15 protein-coding genes are annotated in these 15,378 nt (G+C 56.3%); 9 read left to right on the top strand and 6 right to left on the bottom strand.

Annotation, left to right across the window (positions count from 1 at the left end):
- The first annotated feature begins 72 nt into the window (after window positions 1-72).
- Together hemG and BN3277_RS21050 are read left to right on the top strand one after the other, a co-directional pair.
- A complete protein-coding gene (gene hemG, locus BN3277_RS21055) occupies window positions 73-1,503 on the top strand; it encodes a protoporphyrinogen oxidase (RefSeq protein ID WP_059046101.1) in 1,431 nt (476 codons plus the stop codon).
- Window positions 1,503-2,588 carry a TIGR04053 family radical SAM/SPASM domain-containing protein gene (locus BN3277_RS21050; protein WP_059046099.1) on the top strand — a complete coding sequence of 362 codons (1,086 nt, stop codon included), beginning with the start codon at window positions 1,503-1,505 and terminating at the stop codon, window positions 2,586-2,588. Before hemG ends, BN3277_RS21050 begins: the two co-directional genes overlap by 1 nt.
- 117 nt (window positions 2,589-2,705) lie before the next feature.
- On the opposite strand, the gene BN3277_RS21045 is transcribed toward BN3277_RS21050, so the two are convergent.
- From BN3277_RS21045 to BN3277_RS21035, 3 genes are read right to left on the bottom strand one after another with little or no spacing between them, the layout of a single operon-like run.
- Window positions 2,706-2,942: a DUF2249 domain-containing protein gene (locus tag BN3277_RS21045; protein ID WP_059046096.1), complete on the bottom strand. Its 237-nt coding sequence runs from the start codon at window positions 2,940-2,942 to the stop codon at window positions 2,706-2,708.
- On the bottom strand, window positions 2,943-3,302 hold the full coding sequence (locus BN3277_RS21040) for a hypothetical protein (protein WP_059046093.1): 360 nt from the start codon (window positions 3,300-3,302) through the stop codon (window positions 2,943-2,945).
- A gap of 17 nt (window positions 3,303-3,319) precedes the next feature.
- Window positions 3,320-3,553 (bottom strand): DUF2249 domain-containing protein, encoded by a 234-nt coding sequence (locus BN3277_RS21035; protein WP_059046091.1) that lies wholly within the window; start codon window positions 3,551-3,553, stop codon window positions 3,320-3,322.
- A gap of 231 nt (window positions 3,554-3,784) precedes the next feature.
- Between BN3277_RS21035 and BN3277_RS21030 the strand changes: the two genes are divergently transcribed.
- Window positions 3,785-4,516, top strand: a complete 732-nt coding sequence (locus BN3277_RS21030; RefSeq protein WP_082691545.1) for a YwiC-like family protein — start codon at window positions 3,785-3,787, stop codon at window positions 4,514-4,516.
- Window positions 4,517-4,568: 52 nt separating this feature from the next.
- Window positions 4,569-5,903 (top strand): DRTGG domain-containing protein, encoded by a 1,335-nt coding sequence (locus BN3277_RS21025; RefSeq protein ID WP_059046089.1) that lies wholly within the window; start codon window positions 4,569-4,571, stop codon window positions 5,901-5,903.
- 50 nt (window positions 5,904-5,953) lie between these two features.
- Here BN3277_RS21025 and BN3277_RS21020 read toward each other — a convergent pair whose 3' ends face one another.
- The 3 genes from BN3277_RS21020 to BN3277_RS21010 form a co-directional block, all read right to left on the bottom strand.
- Window positions 5,954-6,253, bottom strand: a complete 300-nt coding sequence (locus tag BN3277_RS21020) for a YtpI family protein (RefSeq protein ID WP_059046087.1) — start codon at window positions 6,251-6,253, stop codon at window positions 5,954-5,956.
- Window positions 6,254-6,886: 633 nt separating this feature from the next.
- Window positions 6,887-7,387: a sporulation membrane protein YtrI gene (locus BN3277_RS21015; RefSeq protein ID WP_059046085.1), complete on the bottom strand. Its 501-nt coding sequence runs from the start codon at window positions 7,385-7,387 to the stop codon at window positions 6,887-6,889.
- The gene (locus tag BN3277_RS21010; RefSeq protein WP_059046083.1) at window positions 7,384-7,713 is read right to left on the bottom strand and encodes a YtrH family sporulation protein; all 330 of its coding nucleotides are present in this window, start codon (window positions 7,711-7,713) and stop codon (window positions 7,384-7,386) included. Before BN3277_RS21010 ends, BN3277_RS21015 begins: the two co-directional genes overlap by 4 nt.
- Window positions 7,714-7,822: 109 nt before the next feature.
- Here BN3277_RS21010 and BN3277_RS21005 point away from each other — a divergent pair, with 109 nt between their 5' ends.
- From BN3277_RS21005 to BN3277_RS20985, 5 genes are all read left to right on the top strand, one after another.
- On the top strand, window positions 7,823-11,344 hold the full coding sequence (locus BN3277_RS21005) for a DNA polymerase III subunit alpha (protein ID WP_059046082.1): 3,522 nt from the start codon (window positions 7,823-7,825) through the stop codon (window positions 11,342-11,344).
- A gap of 1,014 nt (window positions 11,345-12,358) precedes the next feature.
- On the top strand, window positions 12,359-12,853 hold the full coding sequence (locus tag BN3277_RS21000; RefSeq protein ID WP_059046080.1) for a phosphatidylglycerophosphatase A family protein: 495 nt from the start codon (window positions 12,359-12,361) through the stop codon (window positions 12,851-12,853).
- Window positions 12,854-13,060: 207 nt separating this feature from the next.
- A complete protein-coding gene (locus tag BN3277_RS20995; RefSeq protein ID WP_036624401.1) occupies window positions 13,061-13,249 on the top strand; it encodes a hypothetical protein in 189 nt (62 codons plus the stop codon).
- A gap of 118 nt (window positions 13,250-13,367) precedes the next feature.
- Complete coding sequence (gene accD / locus BN3277_RS20990) at window positions 13,368-14,261, top strand: acetyl-CoA carboxylase, carboxyltransferase subunit beta (protein WP_059046079.1); 894 nt, start codon at window positions 13,368-13,370, stop codon at window positions 14,259-14,261.
- Entirely contained in the window at window positions 14,262-15,347 is a 1,086-nt protein-coding gene (locus tag BN3277_RS20985; protein WP_059046077.1) for an acetyl-CoA carboxylase carboxyltransferase subunit alpha, read from the top strand.
- Window positions 15,348-15,378 lie beyond the last annotated feature (31 nt).

The following is a 15,378-nucleotide window of genomic DNA, read 5'->3' as shown; positions in this document are numbered from 1 at the left end:
TAAGGATCCATGAAGAATCGGTTTGATTCGCTAGACGAAACAGGCCGATGAGATTAAAGGAGGCATCTCTTAGTGAGAAAAACCATCGCAGTAGTCGGTGGAGGAATTACCGGGTTAAGCGCGGCTTATTACGCCCGGAAATGGCTTCGCGAACGGCGGATCGATGCCGAGATTACGATCATTGAGGAAACCAACCGGTTGGGTGGGAAGATTCGCACCTTGCACCGGGACGGTTTTACGATAGAGCAAGGCCCTGATTCATTTATCGCCCGGAAAACAGCGGTACTAGAGCTGATCCAGGAACTGGGGCTTGAGCAGCGGCTGGTGGGAACGAATCCGCGGGCCAGAAAAAACTTCATTCTGCATCATGGCCGGTTTCATCCGATGCCGCCCGGGTTGATGCTCGGCATTCCGACCCAGATGTGGCCGATGGTGAAGACGGGCTTGCTGTCGCCGGTTGGTAAGCTGCGAGCGGGGCTGGATCTGCTTCTTCCGGCCAAACGAGACGAAGGCGATGAATCGCTGGGCGGATTTATCCGCCGACGGCTAGGTCGCGAGGTGCTGGAGAACCTGACGGAGCCGCTGCTTGCCGGCATTTACGCCGGGGATACGGCGGAGCTGAGCTTGAAGGCAACGTTCCCTCAATTTATGGAGATGGAGCGGAAGCATCGCAGTTTGATTCTCGGCCTTCTGGCGAGCAAAAAACAACCCCCTCCCAAGCCGCGCGAAGGGGTGCCGAAGGTGGCGTATAGCAGCATGTTTTTGACGCTGGAGGGCGGGTTAACCGTCCTGACGGAGGCTTTAACCGCTGCGCTCCAGGAAGAGCGGGTGATCACAGGACAAGCGGTGGTTGGACTAACCCGTCAGGGTCACCGCTATGAGTTGGAGCTTAGCGGAGCCGAGCAGGTCGAGGCGGACGCCGTCATTCTGGCGACTCCGGCCAATGCGGCCGCTCGTTTGCTTCAGGAACAGTTCGACGCAGCGGCCCACCTGGAGCAAATCCGTTATGTTTCGGTGGCGAATTTGGCATTGGCTTACCGGCGTGAGGAGATTCGGCATGATCTGAACGGCTCCGGCGTATTGATCCCACGCGGCGAAGGCCGGATGATTACGGCGATCACCTGGACGTCCTCCAAGTGGCTGCATTCGGCACCGGAAGATCGAGTGCTGCTCCGCACGTATATCGGCCGTCTGGGAGACCAGGCCTGGACCCAGCTGCCCGAGGCAGAGGTCCGTCGGCGCGTGGCCGCCGAACTCAAGGAACTGATGGGGATCGAGGCTGAACCGCTCTTTTGCGAAATGTCGTCCTTACCCGAGTCGATGCCGCAATATCCGGTTGGTCACGTAGAGCGACTGCAGGAGCTGCGCGGCGAGCTGGAGCGGACGATGCCCGGCGTCTTGCTGTGCGGGGCGGGATACGGCGGAGTTGGCATTCCCGATTGCATTCGTCAAGGTAAAGAAGCGGCGGAAGCCATGTTAACCCGGTTAGGAGATGAGCGGTGATGCAGCAAATTCAATTGAAGGACTATAACGAGAATCCGTTTATTGTCATCTGGGAGGTGACGAGAGCTTGTGCGCTCAAATGCCTGCATTGCCGCGCGGAAGCGCAATATCACCCCGATCCCAGACAACTGACCTTCGAGGAGGGCAAGCAACTGATCGATGAAATCGCCAAAATGGACGATCCGCTGTTTGTATTTACCGGCGGCGATCCGTTGATGCGTCCGGATTTATTTGATCTGGCAAGATATGCGATCCACGAGAAGGGGCTGCCTGTGTCCATGACCCCAAGCGCCACGCCGCGGGTGACCTTCTCCGCCGTGAGTAAAGCCAAAGAGGTGGGGCTCTCCCGCTGGGCCTTTAGCCTCGACGGCTCGTCCGCGGAGATTCATGATCATTTCCGCGGCACGCGGGGTTCTTTTGAGATGACGATGAAAGGCATTGGGTATTTGCAGCAACTGGAGATCCCGATTCAGATCAATACGACGGTATCCCGTTATAACCTGGACGATCTGCCGCGGATTGCAGAAACGGTCAAAGCGATGGGCGCTGTGCTTTGGAGCGTGTTTTTCCTCGTCCCAACGGGCCGGGGGATGGTCAAAGACATGATTACAGCGGAAGAGCATGAGCAGGTGATGACCTGGCTCGCCCGATTGCAGCAGGAGATGCCTTACGGGATCAAAGCGACGGAGGCGCCTCATTACCGCAGAGTTTTCATGCAGCAGCGGAAGCTGGACGCCCTCGCCGGAGGAAGCGCCGAGGCCACACCAAAACGCAAGGATCTGCTCGGCCGCTCGCCCAAAGGTGTCAATGACGGAGACGGTTTCGTGTTCATCAGCCATATTGGCGAGGTGTATCCAAGCGGCTTCCTGCCGGTCAGTTGCGGGAATGTCCGGCAAGCTTCACTGGTGGATATTTATCGGAACTCTCCGATCCTTCGGGAGCTGAGGGATAAATCCCTGCTAAAGGGCAAATGCGGCGTCTGCGAATTCAAAGAGCTCTGCGGGGGCTCGAGAGCCCGGGCCTATGCCGTTACGGGCGACTATTTGGAAAGCGATCCGTATTGCGCCTATATTCCTCGGGGATAACAAGTTGAAGGATAAGCATATTCGCGCATTGAGAGTGTAGCTGCAAACGCAAACGTAACTGCGAATGCCAAAAAGGAGGCCGGGAGGCCTCCTTTTTCTATGGGGAATATCTCAAGATTAGGAAGGGATCGGTTCAAAAGTGACCTTCCAATGATCCGCAGCCAGTTGTTCGCAAGCATGGCTGTAGCCCTTGCCTTCCAGCACCTTCAGCAACGGGACGGGATTCATGGTCGCATGCAGAACGAAAATCTCGCCCTCTTCCAGCTTCCCGACCGTGTCCATAATCACGCTAAACGGCTCTTCGCCCCGGCGAAGATACGGGCGAACGTCGAGTTCAACGATGCGGTTGGACATTTATGCATTCACCTCCGCATCGGTTTGCTCGGTTGCAAATGCTTGGCACAGCCTCGCAGCACCGCTAAGTCCCTTCATACCGCCGTACAACGTATAAAAGAACGAGTCCGGCGCATCCAGCGAGAAGGACAGATATTGCTTTGGATCGATCCCCAGCATTTTTTCAAACAATGTGGAGGTATCGTAGGCATAGAAACAGAAATACGTATATTGGAATTCCGGCATTTTTTCCGCGATGGTGAGGATCTCGCCGGCGTACAGCTCCAGATTGCTTTCCGCTTCCTCAATCATGCGTAAGGCATCCTCCAGCTCGACGGCGATCTTGATCGTTTTGTCATCGATAACCGTAATGGTAGCCATAGGGCATTCCCCCTGCTTTAGTTTTTGCCGATTTTCACCTGGAACATCTCAGGTCCTTGCTCGATGTACTCCCAAGTAAAACCGCCGGGATGCATCGATTCAAACTGAAAACGGAGCGGCACCGGGTCATGGTCGTTGATCAGCAGCATCGCCTCTCCCGATTCCAGGGAATTGAAGGCGGCGAAGATCGTCTTATGCTTGAGCTGCGGCGGATATTCGGTGGCGTTGACAGTAGCTTTGAATTGACTCATGTGTAGTCCTCCTAAAGTTAAAAATTTAACGATTCGACCTCATTATATCAACGGGAAGGCACAGGATTGTGATATCAGTCACAAGAAGCGCAGCAGTGAAAATTTCCCCGCGGAAATGTTCGGAAGCCGTCATGGTTCCAGTGATTCCGGTCACTGGGGCACCCGAGCCGGGTGATTATAATGTCCGTAATTTGGATTGGATGCTTGATGATTTAAGGAGGAACCGATAACGTGCGTATCCGAGATTATATTCCGAATCAACACGGTGCCTGGGCCATGCTTCTCGTTCCGTTTCTGTTTGGCATGCTCGCCTCTACCCCCGGGGCGATCCACGCCTTGCTGTTTGCTTGCTGGCTTCTGATTTATTTGTTTATGTTTCCCTTGCTGCAGTGGATTCGGTTGGGAAAAGCCAAAACCGCGGCCCGTTACCGCAAGCCCTTGCTGCTTTATGGCGCGTTGCTGGTCCCTGCGGCGCTGATTCTGGTCCTTCTCCGTCCCGAGGTTCTGTCAATGGCGCTTCTGTTTGTGCCGCTGTTTGCGGTGAATGCTCTCTATGCCAAGCGTAAACGCGAACGCGCGCTGCTGAATGACATCGCGGCGATCGTGCAATTCAGCTTGATGGTGTTGATCTCCTATAAGCTTGGAGGAGGAACCGATCTTCGGCTCGCCGCGGAATTGTTCCTGATCAGCACGTTGTATTTTATCGGGACAGCGTTTTACGTGAAAACGATCATCCGCGAGCGGAATAATAAGCGTTTCTACTTCTATTCCGTCGCCTACCATGGAATGTTGATGCTCCTGGCTTTGTGGCTGCTGTCCCCAGCGATGCAAATCGCCGCTTTGATCCTGCTGGCCAGGGCGGTTTGGTTCCCGCGAACGGGAATTACCGCGAAGCAGTCCGGCATGCTGGAAATTGTCTATTCTGTTATCGTTCTTGCCGCCGTCTGGATGACCTACGCCTGAACGTGTATAATGAATACAGAATAGTACAGATTCGGGCAGGGGGGTATAACAGTTGGAGGGACCGGAAGAAAGCGTCACGAAACACGAACAGCTGCTCCAGCATATCGAAGGACTGAAGATCGGGACGAAAATATCCGTACGCAAGCTAGCCAAAGCGCTGGCCGTCAGTGAAGGCACCGCCTACCGGGCGCTGAAGGAAGCGGAGAATCTCGGGATCGTCATTACGAAGGAACGGATAGGCACGGTTCGCGTGGAGAAGAAGCCGAGGAACATCTCTGACCAGTTAACCTTTGGCGACGTGGTTGATATCGTGGAAGGCCATGTGCTGGGCGGCGGAGAAGGCTTGGACAAAACGTTGAACAAATACGTCATCGGCGCGATGAAAATCGATGCCATGGCAAGGTACATCGATGCCGGCAGCCTGCTGATCATCGGGAACCGCGACAACGCCCATTCGCTGGCCCTGGAGCAAGGCGCCGGCGTACTGATCACCGGGGGCTTCGGGACGAGCCGCGAGGTGAAGACGTTGGCGGACAAGCTGTCCTTGCCGATCATTTCCTCGCGTCATGATACGTTTACCGTCGCTTCGATGATTAACCGGGCGTTATTCGACCGCCTGATTAAGAAGAAGATCATGCTGGTAGAAGACATCGTCAGCCGCAAACCGCGGGTGAACATGCTGAAGGCAACGAGCAATATTTCCGATTTCGATCAGCTGTCAGTGGAGACGGGGCATCAGCATTTTCCGGTCGTAGATGAGTGGAACCGGGTGATCGGAATCGTCAGCCGCAAAAATGTCGAGGAGCTCAGCGGCGACCAGGCGATCGAGAAATGCATGACCCGTCATCCAATCACCGTAGGCCTGCAAACCTCACTTGCTTCCGCCGCGCAGATCATGGTCTGGGAAGGGATCGACTTCTTGCCTGTCGTCGACCGCAACCGGAAGCTGGTTTCGTCGGTGACGCGCCGCGAAGTGCTGCAGGCGATGCGGGACGTGCGGAATCAGCCGCAGCTGGGCGAAACGTTCGAGCATTTAATGTGGAACGGATTCGCCGAGGAACGGGACGAGGCAGGGAAGTTGTTTTTTCGCGGGATGATCACGCCGCAGATGTCAACGGATTTGGGGACAATCTCACACGGGGTCCTGACTTCGCTGATGACCCAAGCGGGGATTCGGGCGGCCAAGGACATTAGCGGAGGCGATTTTGTCGTCGACAACATCACTACCTATTTCGTGCGCCCGGTTCAAATCGAAAACCCGGTCGTCATCATCCCCGTATTGCTGGAGATGAGCCGCCGGGCTTGTAAGTTGGAAATCATGTTAACCTACCAGGAAACCCTGATCTCCAAGGCGGTCATGACGCTGCAGTCGATTGACCACGCGTAAGCGTGATTTAGCGGGATAACCTAACAGCCGGAAGAATCCCGGCCAGCGGGTTATCCCTGTTTTTGTCTTGCGTACAAGCCGTGGTTGCGGAGGCCGGCAAAAATGTTAAACGCCCCCAGCACCATAAACACGGCGCCGATGACCACCCGAAGCGTGGAGCCGCTGAACAGGAACATTTGGATGAGGGCAAGGATGATCAGCATCACGCCCATACTGATGTTCATTTTGGCGGCCGCCATCCCCCGGGTTTGCGGATCCAGCGAACGCCGCGACTTAAAGCTGAAGAAAACCGAGGCCACGCAGCTGAGGATCAAGATAGCGTAAAGTACGTATTGGATCGTTTGGATCATGGGGAATACGAGCTCCTTTTATGGCATATGGATTTAAGTTTGCCTAACGCAGGTTGATGGGGAACGCCGCGGGATTGCTGCGCTTCGTACGTCACAAGATGGCTCCGTACGCCGCAAGTTGTCCACGAGTACCGAAGTTAATCCCTCGCGCACGGGTCGCAGGGATGTTCCCTCGCTCATGCGTCGTAAGAATGTCCCCCCCACGCGCTGCATTATGTTCGAAAAATCATACATAATTACGCGGAAAAGCGAAAAAGTCGATATTCTATATGAAATTTCATATAGATTTGGCTTTTTTAGCGATTTTGGCCCAATTCTATATGAAAAATCATATAAAATGGGGAATCCGACCGGGTGAATCCAAGATTCGACGCGGAACTCGCTTCATCGCCAAAACATCGTGATCAATATCCGTTTTTTTTAATATCCAGTTCAATGAAAGTTAAAAAAACGGATGTTCAGCACCGAGAAGGTTGGATGAAGCTTAGGGACAGAGTAGCGGAGCGTAGGAGAAACCTACGTGAGCAACGGATGGCCCGGGTGAATCCAAGATTCGATGCCGAACTCGCTTCCTAGCCAAAACATCGTGATCAATATCCGTTTTTTTAATTACCTCTATTTTAACATGATTTGCTAGAGACGAATATAGGGCCTCATATCCACCCAAACCTGCAGCACCCCGTCGCTCACCAGCATCGTCTTTATCTGGATCGTATATTCCTTGTCGCGCACGACATAGATTTTGCGGTTCAACAGCGTCCGGGCCATTTTGGCATCGGAATCGATATCAAAAATGTTCCGCCCCCGCAGCACCTCCAGCTCGTTGTGAAGCTGCTCGGCGACCTCTTTGACCGCCAGCGAGTCTAGCGGTGGATCACGCTCCTCCACACGGACCTTGATCTCTTTGATGACGGTGGAGCGGTTGTTGTATTTTTTCAGCGTCCGGATGTCCTCTTCGGCTTGATGCAGCTGGATCGTAAGATCCTTGTTCTGGATCCATAGCAAATTGTAGCTTGTCTGATAGATGACGTTGTAAACGATGCTGCCGATCACCATGCCGAAGATAAACACGGCGGTAAACTGCATAAACCTGCGAAAGCCCGTCAGCTTCGGCCGTTTCGCTTCCTCGGTCATCCCCGTCCTCCCCCGCACATCCAGCGCACCAGCTCCGAGCCCATATGGGCCCCGAGAAAAGCGAACAGCAGGTACAAGATCTGTTTGATAGCTGGAGACAGGTTTCCGTCAAAAAAGTTGCTCTCAATCACCCGCATCGGGTCGATCGTGCCGCCTACGGCAGCGGCCAGCGCCCATATCTTAATGCGGTCAGCGATGTCCAGCATCGTATGCGTCGGCGGCTGCAGCGAAACGACCGCTCCGATGCCGCCCACCATGGCGCCCCCCACCACGATGCCAAAGGCGATAAAGAAATCCATAACCGCTTTGGTTAAAAACGTACTCATGCGCGTTTGCCCCTTTCCGAGGTTTGTCCGGTCTTTCTACCATTCTATGGGCGGGGCCTCCCTATGTATGATAAAATATTAAGTAAATCGCTCGAAAGGAAGGGATCGCATGGACAGCTTTGTTCATTTGCACGTACATAGCGAATACAGCTTGCTGGACGGGGCAGCCCGGCTCGAGGACCTCGTCGCCAAGGCCGCAGCCTCCGGCATGAAGGCGCTGGCGCTGACAGATCATGGGGTCATGTACGGCGCGGTTCCTTTTTATAAATTGTGTCAAAAGCACGGCATCAAGCCGATTATCGGCTGTGAGGTGTATTTTACGGCGGGCTCGCGCAAGGAGCGGGGAAGCCGGCAGGACCAACCGATCCATCATTTGATTTTGCTGGCCAAGAATGAGACGGGCTACCGCAACCTGATGAAGTTAAGCTCCATCGGTCATCTCGAAGGCTTCCACTACAAGCCGCGGATCGACTGGGATGCGCTGGAGCGGCATCGCGAAGGCCTGGTGTGCCTTAGCGCCTGCTTGGGCGGAGAGGTCCCGTTCCACCTGCTGCGCGGTCATTACGACGAAGCGAAAAAAGCCGCGCTGCGTTATCAAACGGCGTTTGGCGAGGATTTTTACCTGGAGCTGCAGGATCATGGCATTCCCGAGCAAAAGAAAGTGAATCCGCTGCTCGTTCAGCTGGCCGGGGAAATCGGGGCGCAGCTGGTCGTCACCAATGACGCGCATTACCTGAGCAAGGAAGACGCCGAGGTGCAGGATGTCCTGATTTGCGTGGGTACGGGAAAAACGGTGGACGACGAAGACCGGCTCAAAATGCACACCAATCAGCTGTATCTGAAAACCGCGGAGGAAATGGCCGAGCTGTTCCCCCATCTGCCGGAGGCATATGCCAATACGGCGAAAATTGCCGATTCCTGCGAATTGGAGCTGGAGTTTGATCGGCATATTTTGCCGGCGTATCGGCCGATTCCGGAAGGGCAAACCGCCGGAAGCTACCTGGCGGAGCTGTGTCAGCAGGGCCTGGCCGACCGGTATGGCGAGCTGGACGTATGGCGTGACCCGGCGGAGCGGGAGAAGCTGGAGCAGCGGTTGCGTTATGAGCTGGAGATCATCGCGAGCATGGGATTTTCCGATTATTTTCTGATCGTGTGGGACTTTATTGCCTTTGCCCATCGGAGCGGAATCGCGACGGGACCGGGACGGGGCTCCTCGGCGGGCAGCTTGGTCGCTTACGTGCTGCGGATCACCGACGTCGACCCGATCAAATATAACCTGTTGTTTGAACGGTTTTTGAATCCGGAGCGGGTAACGATGCCGGATATCGATATCGACTTCAGCGACGAGCGGCGGGATGAAGTGATCGCTTATGTCGTCGACAAATACGGGGCAGAGCATGTGGCCCAGATTATCACGTTTGGTACGATGGCGGCCCGTGCGGCGGTCCGCGATGTAGGGCGAGCGCTGAATGTGCCGTTTGGCGAAGTGAATAAAGTGGCGAAGCTGATCCCGGGTCATCTGGGGATGACGATCGAACGCGCCTTGAAGGAAAGCCCGGATCTGAAGGCGATGTACGACGGATCCGAGCGGGTCAAAGGGCTGCTGGACATGGCGAAGAAAGTCGAAGGCATGCCACGGCACGCCTCCACCCACGCCGCCGGCGTCGTCATTTCGCGCGACCCGTTAACCGATGCGGTTCCGCTGCAGGCGGGCAGCGAGCATACGGCGTTGACGCAGTATTCCATGGAAAACCTGGAAGCGATCGGCCTGCTGAAAATGGACTTCCTCGGGCTTCGCACGTTGTCCATCATCGAACGCTGTATGAACTGGATCAAGGAACAGGAGGGGAACGCCCCCGATTTCCGGCTTGTCCCGGACGACGATCACTCGACGTACGAGATGTTGGGACGAGGCGAGACGACCGGGGTGTTCCAGCTCGAGTCCACGGGGATGCGACGGGTGCTGAAGGAGATGAAGCCGTCGGTGTTCGAGGACATCATCTCCCTGCTGGCGTTGTATCGTCCGGGGCCGATGGAGTTTATTCCGAAATACATCGCCGGCAAGCATGGTCAGATCAGCGTCGAATATCCGCATCCCGATTTGGAACCGTTGCTGAAGGATACGTACGGCATCATCGTTTACCAGGAACAAATTATGCAGATCGCCTCCAAAATGGCGGGTTTCTCATTAGGGGAATCCGACCTCCTGCGACGCGCCGTATCCAAGAAGAAACGCGAGGTGCTCGATGAGCAGCGTGGTCATTTCGTCAGCGGCAGCATCACGCAAGGCTATACTGCGGATGAGGCGAACGCGGTGTACGACATGATCGTGCGGTTCGCCGATTACGGCTTTGCGCGGGCGCATGCCGCGGCTTATGGCGTGCTGGCGTTTCAGACCGCCTACCTCAAAGCGCATTACCCGGTGCAGTTTATGGCCTCGATGCTGACCGCCGTAACCGGCAGCCACCGCAAGGTGGCGGAGTATATTGTCGAATGCCGGCGGATGGGCATTGTGGTGCTGCCGCCGGACGTGAACGAAAGCAACGTGCTGTTTACGCCGCAGGCGCAGACTACGTCCCCAGCGGCGGGTTCCACCGAGTCCGGAGAGGAAGGCGCGGAGGGACTCGGCGTGATCCGCTTCGGATTGGCGGCGATCAAGAACGTGGGGACGCAGGCAATCGAAAGTATTTTGAGGGAGCGAAAAGAGCGTCCGTTCGACAGCTTGCTTGATTTTTGCAGGCGAGTGGATTTGCGGACGTGCAACAAGCGGGTGATCGAGTCGCTGATCCAAGGCGGAGCGTTTGATTCCTTGCCGGGTCACCGCGCCCAACTGCTGGCGATGCTCGACGAAACCGTCGAAGCGGCGCTGAAATGGCGCAAGGAGCGGGACGACTTGCAGATTCAGCTGTTCGATTTCGTGGAGTCGCCGAACTGGGACATCGAATACCCGGATGTGCCGAAGTTTACGGCTGGACAGCAGCTGGATCTGGAGCGGGAGCTGTTGGGCTTGTATTTGTCCGGCCATCCGCTGGACGACTTCGACGAACTGCTGGAAGGGGACGGCGTCGAGCGGCTGATGGATTTGGCCGAAGCGCCTGACGAGTCCCGTGCGGTTGTCGCGGGGATGGTCATGTCGGTCAAGACGATCACGACCAAGCAGGGGAAAGCGATGGCGTTCATGGAGCTGGAGGACCAAATCGAGCGCTGCGAGGTCGTGTTGTTCCCCGAAGTGTGGCGGCGCTCGGCCGCCCACGTCGAGAAAGGGGCTTTGCTCGCGCTGCGCGGCGTCGTCCAGCAGCAGGACGAAGGCTTCAAGCTGCTGGCCGACGAAGTCGCTCCGCTGAGCGAGCAAAGCCTGGCCCAGCTGCGCCCGGGCGCGCGGCGCGGGCAGGAGAAGACGCCGGCGCAGCGCGTCTTCATCAAGATCACGGCCGCGGCGGAGAACGCGCGCCTGCTCGAGCGGCTCAAGCTGCTGCTGGAGCAGCATCCCGGCCCGGTCGCCACGGTGCTTTTCTACGAAAGCACCGGCAAGCTGCTGGCCTTGACGGAACGCTACAGCATCAAGCCTTCGCCCGCCTTGATCCGTGAAATGGAGCAGATGCTGGGCTCCGACACGGTCAAGATTAGATGATTTGCGCCTTGTTTAAACCGGTTCTGCCTTTGTTGCAGAACCGGTTTTTTGGCGCGCGCTGATCTAACGGACTCCAGCGACGTTATTTCCGCGGTAACAGGAGACGATGCGATCTAACGGACCGGAGAGACGTTATATCCCCAAAAACCGCCTGTATATCCCCAAATCGCGCCTAATAAGGGCTGTGGAGTCCGTTACATCGGGAAATGGGCGGGAAATAACTAAATAACGTCACTACGGTCCGTTAGCGCTAAACACTCGGCACTTCCCATCAGCACCAGCCGACCAGCCCCCACGCCGGCACCAGTCCCTCGGCACTTCCCATCAGCACCAGCCGACCGCCCCCACGCCAGCACTAGTCACTCGGCACTTCCCATCAGCACCAGCCGACCACCCCCACGCCGGCACCAGTCCCTCGGCACTTCCCATCAGCGCCAGCCGACCGCCCCCACGCCAGCACCAGTTACTTGGCACTTCCCATCAGCACCAGCCACCGGCCACTTCCCATCAGCACCAGCCGACCAGCCCCCGCCAGCACCAGTCACCGGGCACTTCCCATCAGCACCAGTCGACCGCCCCTACGCCAGCACCGGTCACTCGGCACTTCCCATCAGCACCAGCCGACCGCCCCCACGCCAGCACCAGTCACTCGGTACTTGCCAATAGCATCAGCCGACCACCCCCACGTCAGCACCAGTTACTCGGCACTTCCCGTCAGCACCAGTCGACCGCCCCTACGCCAGCACCAGCCACTCGGCACTTCCCATCAGCACCAGCCGACCGCCCCCACGCCAGCACCAGTTACTTGGCACTTTCCATCGGCATCCCATCGCGCGATACACCTCCGTTCTCCTTTCGTGGGGACAAGTTTGAACGAACATTTTCGGAAGGTCGTGCATACACTTAGGAACACGAAAAACCAAGTATCGGGCTGGAACGCCCGGAAAGTGGATTCCGGCCGTGCATCTACATGCTGCCTCAGGGGTGGTCCGGAATCAAGGGAGGAAGATGCGTATGTCATATGAACTAGCGGAAGCGCAGTTGCTGCGCCGGGGTGTCAAGCTGGAGGAAATCGCGCAGATTGTTCATTCGTTGCAAACGGCGTATCATGAGGATTTGACGTTGGACCAATGTCTGGAGAGTGTAAAAGCCGTGCTGCAAAAAAGAGAGGTCCAATACACCCTGTTTACCGGGATCGCCCTCGACGAGCTGGCCGAGCAGAAGCAGCTCCCGGAACCTTTGCAGGAGATCATGGAGGCCGACGAGCCACTTTACGGGGTGGATGAGACGATGGCGCTGGGCATCACGAGCGTGTTCGGGATGATTGGCCTGACGAGCTTCGGTTATTTGGACAAGGTCAAACCGGAGATTATCGGCAAGCTGAACAATCGCGGCGACTGTATTCACGTCTTTCTCGACGACCTCGTTGCGGGCCTTGCGGCTGCGGCTTCTGCCCGAATCGCGCATAAGCATGAGCAGGCTGCGACCTACCCTTCTAGTTCGGACTAAAGAGAATCCGAAAATTAAAACATCCATTGCCCTGCTGCACCCCCCACCGATTTCGTCCTCCTACTGCAGCGCCGGGCCTCGCGGCAAATTCTTGCCTCGGGCCGCTTCCGGCGCGGTTTTCCTTTTGTTGCGGGAAATTTGAAAATTATGTTATCATTACTCTATTATACGGGCTCAAAGATAAGGTTAGGGGGCTTTGAAAAGGGCATGTGGACTGTTATGTATATCGCGCCTACCGCAAAAGTTGCGGATATGATCAAGACGAAACTCACCGAAGAAGGCTTTCTCGTCCAAACACGTCCTGTTAATTTATCCAAACAGCAGTTTGAGATTCTGGTTCCTTCCGGGGAATTGGAAGAAGTGCAAGAAGTGTTGAATTCGATTTTGCATCCTTAGCAGGGAATTCGAGATTCCTCGTTGCAAATGAGGCCTGGAAGTGCGGGTTCATAAGGGTCGGCTGGCCTTAAGACTTTTGGAACTGCCACGATAAATAAACGGCTGAAGAGGTGTAGTTGTGTTCAAAGATTTGTTTCAGAAGAAGAGGAAGTACGCGACCATTCCCTCAGGACGAACGGGCAGCGAAGAGGGCACTCCGCAGGCGGATCGGCCCAAACGCGAAATTCCTGAGGGTCTAATGAATAAATGCGGCCGCTGCGGCGCGATTCAATACAGCAAAGAGCTGGAGAAGAATTTTATGGTGTGCCCGGCCTGCGGACACCATATGCGCCTGAACGCGCTGGAGCGGATTCGTTATACGTTTGATGAAGGCAGCTTTACGGAGTACGATGCGGACCTGGTGTCTGTCGACCCGTTGGAATTCCCGGGGTACGCCAGCAAGCTGGAGCAGCAAACCTTGAAATCAGGGCTGCGCGAAGCGGTTGTCACAGGCGAAGGGACGATCCAAGGTTTTCCTGCCGTTGCGGCCGTGATGAGCTTTGACTTTTTCTCCGGAAGCATGGGTTCCGTGGTTGGGGAAAAAATCACGCGAGCCATTGAAGCCGCTACCGAGAAACGCCTGCCGATGATCATCTTCTCAACGTCGGGCGGCGCGCGGATGCAGGAGAGTATCTTGAGCTTGATGCAGATGGCCAAGACGAGCGCGGCACTAGCCCGGTTAAGCGAACATGGCGGGCTTTTTATTTCGGTCATTACGGACCCGACGACGGGCGGCGTATCGGCCAGCTTTGCCATGCTTGGCGACGTCATTGTGGCCGAGCCCGGCGCTGTCTTTGGGTTTGCCGGGAGAATCGTCATCGAGCAGACGATCCGTCAGAAGCTGCCGGATGATTTCCAGACGGCGGAATTTAATCTGCAGCACGGTCAGATTGACCTGGTCGTCCATCGGAAGGACATGAAGTCGACGCTGGCGAAATTGCTGGATTTGCACGGCGTGAAGGGGGGAGCATAAATGGCAGGCGAATTGCCTTTTGAGACGCCTCTCGTGAAGCTGCGCGAGAAGATTTCGGAACTGGAGCAGTTTGGCAGCGAGAAGGGCATCGATTTTACGGAAGAGATTGCGCGTTTGGAAGAGCGTTACCGTCAGCTGGAGGAAGAGATCTACAGCAACATTTCTCCTTCGCAAAAAATGCATCTGGCCCGCCACCACCAGCGTCCGACATCCCTGGATATGATCGGCCTGATCTTCGAGGAATTTATCGAGCTCCACGGAGATCGGGTGTTTGGCGACGACCTGGCCGTGGTAGGCGGACTGGCTAAGCTTGGCGGCGTGCCGGTGACGGTTATCGGGCAGCAGCGGGGGAAGGATACGAAGGATAACATCGCCCGTTTCTTCGGCAGCGCACATCCGGAAGGCTTCCGCAAAGCGCTGCGACTCATGCAGCAAGCGGACAAGTTCCGCCGCCCGATCGTGACGTTTATCGACACGAAGGGGGCTTACCCGGGAATCACGGCAGAGGAGCGCGGACAATCAGAAGCGATTGCCCGGAATTTGCGCGATATGTCGATGCTTCGGGTACCTGTCATTTGCGTGGTGCTTGGAGAAGGCGGAAGCGGCGGCGCGCTAGCGCTTGGCGTAGGCAACCGTGTGTTGATGCTGGAGAACGCCATCTATTCGGTCATTTCGCCGAACGGAGCGGCCTCGATCCTTTGGAAGGACGCCTCCAAGGCCGATCAAGCGGCGGAAGCGATGAAGATCACCGCGCAAGACCTGTTGGAGATGGGCGTGATCGAAGAGATCGTTCCCGAACCGCACGGCGGCGCGCACCGAGACTACGAATCCACTGCGGAAGTGATCAAAGCGGCGCTGCTTCGTCACCTGGATGAATTGTCCAACCTGCATCCGGATGAGCTGGTAGAAGACCGCTACCGGAAGTTCCGCAAAATCGGCGAGTTCCAGGTGGCCGGCAAGGCGGAAGCGGCGGGGGCTCCAAAAGACGTGGTCGAAGTCGCTGGTATCAACGAGGGCGAGTCGTCTTCGGAAGCATCGGGCGAATCGGCGGCGGCAGCGGAGGCTCATACAGCCGAGCGAAGCTAAAGCTCAAGCGATAACCTTACGAGTGGAACCC

The organism is Paenibacillus rubinfantis, assembly GCF_001486505.1.
GTDB classification, from domain to species: Bacteria; Bacillota; Bacilli; order Paenibacillales; family Paenibacillaceae; genus Fontibacillus; species Fontibacillus rubinfantis.
The sequence above is the reverse complement of the archived record's forward strand: the minus strand, read 5'-3'. Positions and strand labels throughout refer to the sequence as shown.

Coding starts and splice junctions, on each gene's coding strand:
- BN3277_RS21010 (WP_059046083.1), bottom strand. CDS start 7,713: ATGAGTACGTTTTTAACCAAAGCGGTTATGGATTTCTTTATCGCCTTT.
- BN3277_RS21020 (WP_059046087.1), bottom strand. CDS start 6,253: ATGATCCAAACGATCCAATACGTACTTTACGCTATCTTGATCCTCAGC.
- BN3277_RS20985 (WP_059046077.1), top strand. CDS start 14,262: ATGGCAGGCGAATTGCCTTTTGAGACGCCTCTCGTGAAGCTGCGCGAG.
- BN3277_RS21015 (WP_059046085.1), bottom strand. CDS start 7,387: ATGACCGAGGAAGCGAAACGGCCGAAGCTGACGGGCTTTCGCAGGTTT.
- BN3277_RS21045 (WP_059046096.1), bottom strand. CDS start 2,942: ATGTCCAACCGCATCGTTGAACTCGACGTTCGCCCGTATCTTCGCCGG.
- BN3277_RS20995 (WP_036624401.1), top strand. CDS start 13,061: ATGTGGACTGTTATGTATATCGCGCCTACCGCAAAAGTTGCGGATATG.
- BN3277_RS21000 (WP_059046080.1), top strand. CDS start 12,359: ATGTCATATGAACTAGCGGAAGCGCAGTTGCTGCGCCGGGGTGTCAAG.
- BN3277_RS21050 (WP_059046099.1), top strand. CDS start 1,503: ATGCAGCAAATTCAATTGAAGGACTATAACGAGAATCCGTTTATTGTC.
- BN3277_RS21005 (WP_059046082.1), top strand. CDS start 7,823: ATGGACAGCTTTGTTCATTTGCACGTACATAGCGAATACAGCTTGCTG.
- BN3277_RS21035 (WP_059046091.1), bottom strand. CDS start 3,553: ATGAGTCAATTCAAAGCTACTGTCAACGCCACCGAATATCCGCCGCAG.
- BN3277_RS21040 (WP_059046093.1), bottom strand. CDS start 3,302: ATGGCTACCATTACGGTTATCGATGACAAAACGATCAAGATCGCCGTC.